At 40.3% G+C, this 9123-nt stretch carries 9 protein-coding genes; 5 read left to right on the top strand and 4 right to left on the bottom strand.

The window, feature by feature from the left end:
* The 4 genes from H5S10_RS05425 to H5S10_RS05410 form a co-directional block, all read right to left on the bottom strand.
* Positions 1–959, bottom strand: a 959-nt coding sequence (locus tag H5S10_RS05425; protein WP_182588668.1) for an IS110 family transposase, incomplete at its 3' end; no start/stop codon positions are given.
* Between the two features lie 401 nt (positions 960–1360).
* The gene (locus H5S10_RS05420; RefSeq protein ID WP_084405165.1) at positions 1361–1519 is read right to left on the bottom strand and encodes a FeoB-associated Cys-rich membrane protein; all 159 of its coding nucleotides are present in this window, start codon (positions 1517–1519) and stop codon (positions 1361–1363) included.
* 6 nt (positions 1520–1525) lie between these two features.
* Positions 1526–3517 (bottom strand): ferrous iron transport protein B, encoded by a 1992-nt coding sequence (feoB, locus tag H5S10_RS05415; RefSeq protein ID WP_182588997.1) that lies wholly within the window; start codon positions 3515–3517, stop codon positions 1526–1528.
* 1 nt (position 3518) lies between these two features.
* Entirely contained in the window at positions 3519–3722 is a 204-nt protein-coding gene (locus H5S10_RS05410; protein ID WP_182586596.1) for a FeoA family protein, read from the bottom strand.
* A gap of 226 nt (positions 3723–3948) precedes the next feature.
* On the opposite strand from H5S10_RS05410, the gene sufC reads away from it, so the two are divergent.
* From sufC to sufB, 5 genes are read left to right on the top strand one after another with little or no spacing between them, the layout of a single operon-like run.
* Positions 3949–4746 carry a Fe-S cluster assembly ATPase SufC gene (sufC, locus tag H5S10_RS05405; protein ID WP_003666143.1) on the top strand — a complete coding sequence of 266 codons (798 nt, stop codon included), beginning with the start codon at positions 3949–3951 and terminating at the stop codon, positions 4744–4746.
* Between the two features lie 11 nt (positions 4747–4757).
* Complete coding sequence (gene sufD / locus H5S10_RS05400; protein WP_182588996.1) at positions 4758–6047, top strand: Fe-S cluster assembly protein SufD; 1290 nt, start codon at positions 4758–4760, stop codon at positions 6045–6047.
* Positions 6028–7266 (top strand): cysteine desulfurase, encoded by a 1239-nt coding sequence (locus H5S10_RS05395; RefSeq protein ID WP_182588995.1) that lies wholly within the window; start codon positions 6028–6030, stop codon positions 7264–7266. Before sufD ends, H5S10_RS05395 begins: the two co-directional genes overlap by 20 nt.
* Entirely contained in the window at positions 7253–7714 is a 462-nt protein-coding gene (gene sufU / locus H5S10_RS05390; RefSeq protein WP_182588994.1) for a Fe-S cluster assembly sulfur transfer protein SufU, read from the top strand. Before H5S10_RS05395 ends, sufU begins: the two co-directional genes overlap by 14 nt.
* Positions 7707–9116 carry a Fe-S cluster assembly protein SufB gene (sufB, locus tag H5S10_RS05385; RefSeq protein ID WP_182586599.1) on the top strand — a complete coding sequence of 470 codons (1410 nt, stop codon included), beginning with the start codon at positions 7707–7709 and terminating at the stop codon, positions 9114–9116. The genes sufU and sufB overlap by 8 nt, the downstream gene beginning before the upstream one ends.
* Positions 9117–9123: the final 7 nt, after the last annotated feature.

Genomic DNA, 9123 nt, shown 5'->3' with positions numbered 1-9123 from the left:
TGGTCTTGACCGGCATAAGTTCCAGAGTGGTGACGGCGAATATCAATCCCAACATAGGCATTGAGTTGGTTAGAGTTATCAAAACGACTAATGTCACCTAATTCTCCCATTAGTTGGGCGGCAGTCTGCTTGCCAATTCCCGGAAAAGAATAGTACAGGCCATACTCTGGCAAGAGCTGGGCAATAGATTCCATCCGCTTGATCACCTCTTCTTTTTTACGTGCTAAGGCAATTAATTGGCGAGTATAGTAGCGAACTTCATCAACCTGAATAGCGTCACTAGAAACAGCCGAATATGATTGTTGGGCAAGATCGATTAATCGATCGGCATACTTATAAGCTTTCATCTTAGATATTCGTTTATCTGTAGATGCCATTAGAATATTCTTTAATTTAACTCTCGAATAAGGCCTAACTAGTGCTGGGTGAGGGAAAAGCTCCACGATATTCAACGCTAATTTAGATGTTTTATTTACAAATAATTGCTTAAGTTCTGGAAAAACCTGTTCAAGTGCAGTATGAAGATGGTTTAGACGATAGTTCCAATCAGCGTTGAGCTGATTATAGAACCGACTAAGCTCATGTAGCTGAAGATAGTCTTTTTTCCAAGGAACTGTTAATCGAAAAGTATTTTCCTGGACAGTGAGAGCAATCCGATGAGCGTCTTTCTGATCGGTCTTAACTCGTCGTAGACTCTCGGACTTTAAATGAAGTTCTAGTGGATTAAGACGGCAAAAGCGGAGACCATTGGTCTCACAGAAATGTTCAATTACTCGCGAATAAATTCCAGTCGCTTCAAAGTAGATAATTGGCTTCTGAGCTTTCTTAATCATATCTCGTAGAGCATTAAACCCCGCTTTCGAGTGTACTAAAGAAAACTCTTTTAAGCAGTGTTTCCCTCGATACCAGACACAGTAACTTTTCCCCATTGAAACATCCAAGGCAAATATATCAGCCATAAAAAGACTTCCTTTCTAGAAATAGAGCTAGTCATTACCACCATCCTAGATTTGTACTTCATTTCCTAAATACCCGAACTCACAGTTCCACAACCTAAAAGCAAAATATCAAATCAAAGATAGCTGAAATCATTTTTTAATACGGACTCGAAGTCCCTGAGGCTATGTACGACCTTAGCTCTACCTTTAGAGTAACAAAAAAGTTCAGAACAAAATTATTTTTGTCCTGAACTAATCTTAGGTTGTTTTTACGAACAATAGCAAGATAACGTGGAAAATAATCACAAGGCTCGAGTCTAAGTACGAACGCTAATCAGCCCGTGCCGTGCTAATCATCGTTCTAGCTTAGCCCACCACCTTGTCGAGGAGATTATTTCTCACTTCCACACGTCTCCAGATTTTTATAATTGCTTTTTATTCTTTGCCAGCTTTTTAATTTCACAATCATAGTCACAAGCTGCACATTTACCTTGCTTGCCTCGTTGAAAAGTCTTAACAAGGAGGTAAAAGGCTAACGCAATAATTGCAACAATAATAATAACATTAATAATTAATTTCATTTTAACTCACCCCATAAACAATCGACCAACTTGAAAGATAATAAATGCAAGCCCATAAGCAACGGCTAAACTGGATGCAACAGAATAAAGCATCCACTTAGTAGAACCAGTTTCCTGCTTAATAGTTGCTAACGTTGCGAAACATGGTGCATATAAGAGAATAAAGACTAACAATGTATAAGCAGAAAGCGGGGTCATAAACTGACCAAGTGAAGCGATGAGGAATGCTTTACTGCTTGTATGGAACATTACCATCATACTAGAAGTAATAACCTCTTTAGCAAGGATTCCTGTAAACAAAGCACTAATTGGCTGCCACTGGTCAAGACCAATTGGTTTGAAAATCGGAACAAGGATATGTCCCAGGTCGGCGGCAAAACTATTAGCCGAATTAGTAACAAAACCACTAGTACCAAAACTTGATAAGATCCAGATTAAAACAGTTCCGGCAAAAATAATTGTTCCAGCTTTTTTAATAAATCCCTTACCTTTATCCCATGTACCGTGCCAAATTATATCAAGGCGGGGAAGATGGTAGTGCGGAAGTTCAACTACAAAAACTGAGCTTTCTTTTACCTTAAAGATTACTTGATAGAATTTTGCCATTGCTAAAGCCACAATAATTCCTAAGAAGTAGACTGATAGAACAATCAGTGCTTGGTGACGGGGAAAGAAAGCAGCAACAAACAAACTATAAATCGGCAGGCGGGCGGAACAGCTCATAAACGGCATGATTAAGGTAGTAATCAGTCGTTCTTTAGGCTGCTCAATTGTTCGCGCGGCCATGATTCCCGTAACATTGCAACCAAAACCAATAATCAATGGAATAAAAGATTTACCATTTAAACCAATCATCTGCATAACCCGGTCCGTTACTAAGGCTGCCCGCGCCATGTAACCAGAGTCCTCAAGCAGGGAAATACAGGCAAAGAGCATGAAGATTTGCGGAATAAAGGCTAAAACTCCTCCAACTCCGGCAATAATACCGTTAACGACTAGCGACCGTAACGCGGAAATTGCCCCTAGACTAGCTAATGTTTGGTCGGCAGTAGTTGAAACCGGGCCTGAGATAAACTGATCAAGCATGTCTGAAAGGGGCGTGCCAACCCAATCAAAGGACAGCTTAAACATTACAAAGAAAATTAAGACGAAAATTGGTAAGCCAAGAACTGGGTTGGTAACGATTTTGTCGATTCGACTTGTTATCTCAACTTGGCTACCGTTGTTAAGTGGATGACGAGCCTGGTCGAGCGTGTCCTCAATAAACTGTAACCGGACTTCAAAAATCTGGTCAGCAAACTTTTGCGCATCATAATATTTTTGTTGCGAAAGAAGGGGAGTTAGCTCTTTTTCCTGGGCAAATTTGCGGATTACTTTATTCTTACTTATAAATTGAATCGCTAACCAACGCGCAACTTGGGGCGAAAAAGAATAATCACTTTCAAGCGCAGTACTTGCCTGCCTGATTGCCTGTTTGATCATCGGGGGATAATCTAAATCTAATTGGGTAGGATGGAGTGTATTACAATTGACAGTTTCTTTTCGTAATTGATCAATTCCCTGGTGTCCACGCGCATTTGTTGTCATTACTTTACAACCCAGCCTTTTTTCAAGCAGGTCAAGATCATATTCATAGCCTGCTCGACGGAGGTCATCAATCATGTTAAGAACCAATACAACAGGATAGCCGAGTTCCAATACCTCAATTGTTAACAGCAGGTTTCGCTTTAACTGACTAGCATTAGTAATATTTAGGACCATATTAGGTTGATTATGCATTAAATAGTTAGTTACCACTGCTTCATCTTTTGTTAAAGGATCAAGTGAATATACACCAGGTAAATCGATGATAATAATATCGGTTCCTTTAAGCGTCCCTTGCTTCTTTTCAACTGTGACTCCTGTCCAATTACCGACATAGGCGTATTTATCAGTTAAAGAATTAAACAGGGTAGTTTTCCCAGTATTAGGATTTCCAATCAGCGCAACTGTAGTCATCTCACTTTGCCTCCGTAAGCATCGTAAAAACAGTGTACCGCAAACCGATTCGTTGGTGGTCATTTTCAATTATTACTGGGCCATGAAAGGGATATCTTTGAACCACTTTAATCGGACACCCTTCACACAAGCCCATATCATGTAATCGGGCAGCTGTTGCTGTATTTAAACAATCAAATGAGTGAAGAATATAATTTTGTTGCATTATTATTGCCACCTGCCTCGCTGAATATTCCTAAATTATATAAACACTATATTATATCTTCATTATACACTTAAAAGATTTTTCTAGAAAGCGCTTAAAATAAATTGAGATGAATAGTTTTATTTTTTTATTATTCGGATATAATAAGAATGTAAAGAATTTATTGATATTTATGGAATATTTACCGAGAATATTTTGGAATATTTCGGTCAGGAGGATGAATTTTATGGCAACACTAGAAATAAAGGATCTTCACGTTTCAGTTAAAGATGAAGAAAGCAAAGAAGAAAAGGAGATCCTTAAAGGGGTCAACCTTAAGATGAAGACTGGAGAAATTCATGCGATTATGGGACCAAATGGAACTGGTAAATCTACTCTTTCTCAAACCATCATGGGTCATCCTAATTATCATGTTACGCAAGGAGACATTCTCCTAGATGGTGAGAGTATTGTTGATATGCCGGTTGACGAACGGGCACGAAAAGGCCTCTTTCTTGCAATGCAATATCCAGCTGAAATTCAAGGGGTTACTAATGCTGAATTCCTCCGTGCTGCGATCAATGCTCGTCGTCCTGAAGATGATCAGATTTCAGTTATGGACTTTATTAAGAAACTCGATAAGAACTTGGAATTACTTGATATGAGTCAATCAATGACTGAACGTTATCTTAATGAGGGATTCTCGGGTGGTGAAAAGAAGCGGAATGAAATTTTGCAGCTTTTAATGATTGAACCCAGTTTTGCGATTCTTGATGAGATTGACTCTGGACTTGATATTGATGCCCTTAAGGTGGTTTCAAAGGGCGTTAACTCAATGCGCGGCGACAATTTTGGTTCATTGATTATTACCCACTATCAACGCCTCTTGAACTACATCGTTCCTGATACAGTTCACGTAATGATGGGTGGTCGAATTGTTAAAACTGGCGGTCCTGACCTTGCAAAGAAACTTGAAGATGAGGGGTACGCTGGTTTACGTGATGAATTAGGTCTTGATATCAAACTTGTAGATGATGAAGACTAGGAGGCAGTTTGATGACAGAATTAAACTCAGCAAAAGAACAAATACTTGCTGCTAGTAAGGCAAATAATGAATCTCAGCAATTGATTGATCGCCGGCTTAGTGCTCGGGAGTTGATGGAAAAGCTTCGTTTGCCACGGATGCAACGGTTCGATTTTCGGACTTGGCCCCTGATTGCGGAGCGGCCATTGAAATGGATTAAATCAGACGCTAACCTAGTTGAAGAACCTACCGCCGATGATGAAGTAATTAAGGTAACCCAGTTTGGGCAAACTTTGCTCCATGTTAACTTGCCACAAAAGCTTCAAGATCAAGGAGTTCTTTTAACAGATATCTTTACTGCTGCTCGCAAATATCCTGAACTTTTCAATAAGTACTTCATGACTGCAATTAACCCTGAAGAAAACCGCTTAACTGCTTATCATCTTGCTTACCTTAATGCTGGTCTCTTCCTCTATATTCCAAAAAACGTTGAAATTGAAAAACCAATTGAGGCCGAGATTATTCAGGATAGCACTCAAGACAATCCCCTGATTTCGCATGTTCTAGTAATTGCCGATCGTGGGAGCCGAATTAAATTTATCCAACACCTTACAACGGTTGGTGATCATGAAAATGCCGCTAATATGATGATTGAATTAATGGCGCAGGAAAATAGTGAGATCGACTTTTCTTCCTTAGATGAATTCGGCCCTCATACCCATACTTACTTTAAGCGGCGTGCCGATATTGGCAAAGATGCACATGTTGAATGGGCAGTCGGCTTGATGAATGATGGTGCCACAGTTGGTGACATGGATTCCGAATTACTAGGTGATGGGGGTTATGCTAATTCAAAGATGATTGCCGTAACTACTCGTGACCAAGAAGTTGGCGTCAACAACCGCGTTACCAATCATGGCAAGCACACCACCGGATTGATTAACCAGCGGGGCGTTATTCTTGAAAAGTCTGAATTGATTTTTAATGGAATTGGGCAAATTATTCATGGTGCTCATGGCGCTAAAGCTGATCAACAAAACCGGGTATTGATTATGTCGGATCAAGCACGGGGGGATGCAAACCCAATTCTGTTGATTGACGAAAATGACGTTGAGGCTGGACACGCAGCTAGCGTTGGCCCGGTTGATCAGCAACAAATGTATTACTTAATGAGTCGGGGAATTCCGCGTGCACAAGCAGAACGAATGGTTATTCGAGGATTCCTAGGAGCAGTCTTGAGTGCAATCCCAGCAGCGGACGTCCGGAATAAGTTGATTACAATTCTTGAAAGGAAGCTCGCCGATGGACAACAATACGAATAATTATTTAGCTGATTTTCCAGCGCTTAATCAGCGGGTTAATGATGAACGCTTAGCCTACCTTGATAATGCTGCGACCGTTCAGCGTCCGCGTCAGGTAATTCAGGCACTTGTTAATTTTTATGATCAAGATAATGCAAATGTTCATCGAGGGGTTCATACCCTAGCAGAACGTGCCACTAAGGACTATGAAGAAGCACGAAAAAAAGTGCAAAAGTTTATTAACGCGTCGAGTGCTAATGAGATTATCTTTACTAAGGGGTGCACAGATGGATTAAACCTTGTTGCTGCAACCTATGGCGAACAAAATATTCAGCCTGGTGATGAGATTGTCATTTCAATTATGGAACACCATAGTAACCTTATTCCTTGGCAACAATTAGCTAAGGAAAAGGGTGCTACCCTGAAATATATTGAATTAACTCCAGATGGCGAACTTGATCTTGCAGATGCTAAAAAGAAAATTACCGATAAGACAAAGATTGTGGCAGTCACTCATACCAGTAATGTATTAGGAACAGTGACACCCTTGAAAGAATTAGCAACGATTGCCCACCAACATGGAGCGGTTATTGTCGGTGATGGAGCGCAAGCGGTTCCCCATATGCCAGTCGATGTACAAGACCTTGATGTTGACTTCTATGCTTTCTCTGGTCATAAGATGATGAGTCCAATGGGAATTGGGGTTTTATACGGAAAAGAGAACTTATTACGAGCGATACCTCCTTACCAATATGGCGGGGAAATGATTAACGATGTTCACCGTGATGAGAGTACATGGGCTGATATCCCGTTTAAGTTTGAAGCCGGAACCCAAAATATTGCGGGGGCAGTTGGGCTAGGAGCCGCGATTGATTATTTAAATGGTGTTGGAATGGATAGAATTGTGCAAAAAGAACAGGAACTTGTTAACTATGTTTTGCCCAAGTTAATCGCTATTCCAGATGTCGAAGTTTATGGTCCACAATCACCAGCAAAGCATACGGGGGTAATTGCCTTTAATATCAAAGGCCTTCATCCCCATGATGTTGCTACGGCTCTTGATATGGATGGGGTAGCAGTTCGCGCTGGTCACCACTGTGCGCAACCGCTCATGGAAGACTTAGGAGTAACGGCAACCGCGCGTGCCAGTTTCTATTTTTACAATACTAAAGAGGATGCTGATCAATTAATTAACGCAATCAAGGAAACAAAGGAGTTCTTTAACATTGGGACTATCTAAGTTAAATAGTTTATACCGTGAAGTGATTCTCGATTATGCTGATCATCCACATAATAAAGGGCAATTAGCAACTACTACGAATGCAATGACCCTTCATAATCCTACTTGTGGAGATACGATTAATCTTCAGGTCGAAGTAGAAGATAACAAGATCAAAAATATTGCCTATACTGGGGATGGCTGTACCATTAGTCAAGCATCGGCAAGCATGATGACCGATGCTGTTAAAGGAAAAACAACTGAAGAAGCCCTTGCGATGGCCAAAACTTTTTCTGATATGGCAATTGGTAAAGAACATTCAAAAGCTGATTTGGATCAACTAGGGGATGCCCAAATTCTTACCAGTATTATGGAATTTCCAGCTCGAATAAAGTGCGCCACGCTTTCATGGTGGGCATTACAACGAGCATTGTTGAAAGATAGCAAGGAGGAAGAAAATAATGAGTAATGATGCAGCTAGCATTATAAATAATAGTGACCAGTATGAATACGGCTTTCATGATGACGTTGAGCCGGAATATTCAACTGGAAGAGGATTAACAGAAGAAACTGTCCGCAAAATTTCAGCTGCTAAGCATGAACCTCAATGGATGCTAGATTACCGGCTTAAGGCCTACAAGATTTATCAAGAATTACCGATGCCAAAATTTGGGCCGGATTTATCAGAATTAGACCTTAAGAATATGCTTTACTATCAAAAGATGACTGATAAAAAGTTTCGCGACTGGGATGATGTGCCTGAAGATTTAAAACGGACTTTTGATCGATTAGGAGTTCCAGAAGCAGAACGAAAATACCTTGCCGGTTCATCTGCTCAATATGAATCCGAAGTTGTCTATCATAATATGAAAAATGAATTTGAAAAGCTGGGGATTATTTTTACCGATACGGATACAGCTTTAAAAGAATACCCAGAATTATTTAAGAAATGGTTTGGTAAATTAGTTCAACCAACTGATAATAAATTTGCAGCCCTAAATGCAGCAGTATGGTCGGGTGGATCATTCATTTATGTACCAAAGGGCGTTAAGACAAAGACACCAATTCAATCATACTTCCGGCTTAATGCGGAGAACTCAGGACAATTTGAACGAACCTTGATTATTGTTGACGAAGGGGCAAGTGTTGATTATGTTGAAGGATGTACTGCTCCTAATTACTCTTCTGATAGTCTCCATGCTGCGGTTGTTGAGGTTAATGTCTGCAAGGATGCCTATTGCCGCTACACAACTATTCAAAACTGGTCTGATAATGTTTATAGTCTGGAAACAAAACGGGCTGCAGCGGCAGAAAATGCAACCATGGAATGGGTTGATGGTAACCTTGGCTCAAAAGTTACGATGAAGTACCCAAGCGTCTACCTTAATGGTGAGGGGGCACGGGGAACCATGCTTTCCATCGCAGTTGCCAGCAACGGAATCCACCAAGATTCGGGAGCCCGAATGATCCACAATGCTAAAAATACATCTAGCTCAATTGTTTCAAAATCAATTGCTAAGACGGGAGGATCAACTGATTATCGTGGAACAGTCCGCTTTGGTAAACACTCTGACGGCTCTAAAGCTCACGTTGAATGTGATACGATCATTATGGATGATCAATCATCCTCAGATACGATCCCATATAATGAAATTGACAATGCTCATGTCGCAATGGAACATGAAGCTAAAGTATCTAAGATTTCTGAAGAACAACTTTACTATCTCATGAGTAGGGGGATTTCAGAAGCAAAGGCAACTGAAATGATTATTATGGGCTTCGTGGAACCATTTACGAAACAATTGCCAATGGAATATGCAGTTGAATTGAACCGTTTGATTAGTTTTGAGATGGAAGGTTCAATTGGTTAATTGAACT

The sequence above is a fragment of the Limosilactobacillus balticus genome (assembly GCF_014145615.1).
Lineage (GTDB): Bacteria > Bacillota > Bacilli > Lactobacillales > Lactobacillaceae > Limosilactobacillus > Limosilactobacillus balticus.
Note: the sequence above shows the minus strand (reverse complement) of the source record. Positions and strands in the feature narration are given on the sequence as shown.

What these genes read in the sequence shown, in the direction of transcription:
- sufB (WP_182586599.1), top strand. Translation starts at nt 7,707, where the DNA reads ATGAGTAATGATGCAGCTAGCATTATAAATAATAGTGACCAGTATGAA.
- feoB (WP_182588997.1), bottom strand. Translation starts at nt 3,517, where the DNA reads ATGACTACAGTTGCGCTGATTGGAAATCCTAATACTGGGAAAACTACC.
- H5S10_RS05410 (WP_182586596.1), bottom strand. Translation starts at nt 3,722, where the DNA reads ATGCAACAAAATTATATTCTTCACTCATTTGATTGTTTAAATACAGCA.
- sufD (WP_182588996.1), top strand. Translation starts at nt 4,758, where the DNA reads ATGACAGAATTAAACTCAGCAAAAGAACAAATACTTGCTGCTAGTAAG.
- H5S10_RS05395 (WP_182588995.1), top strand. Translation starts at nt 6,028, where the DNA reads ATGGACAACAATACGAATAATTATTTAGCTGATTTTCCAGCGCTTAAT.
- H5S10_RS05420 (WP_084405165.1), bottom strand. Translation starts at nt 1,519, where the DNA reads ATGAAATTAATTATTAATGTTATTATTATTGTTGCAATTATTGCGTTA.
- sufC (WP_003666143.1), top strand. Translation starts at nt 3,949, where the DNA reads ATGGCAACACTAGAAATAAAGGATCTTCACGTTTCAGTTAAAGATGAA.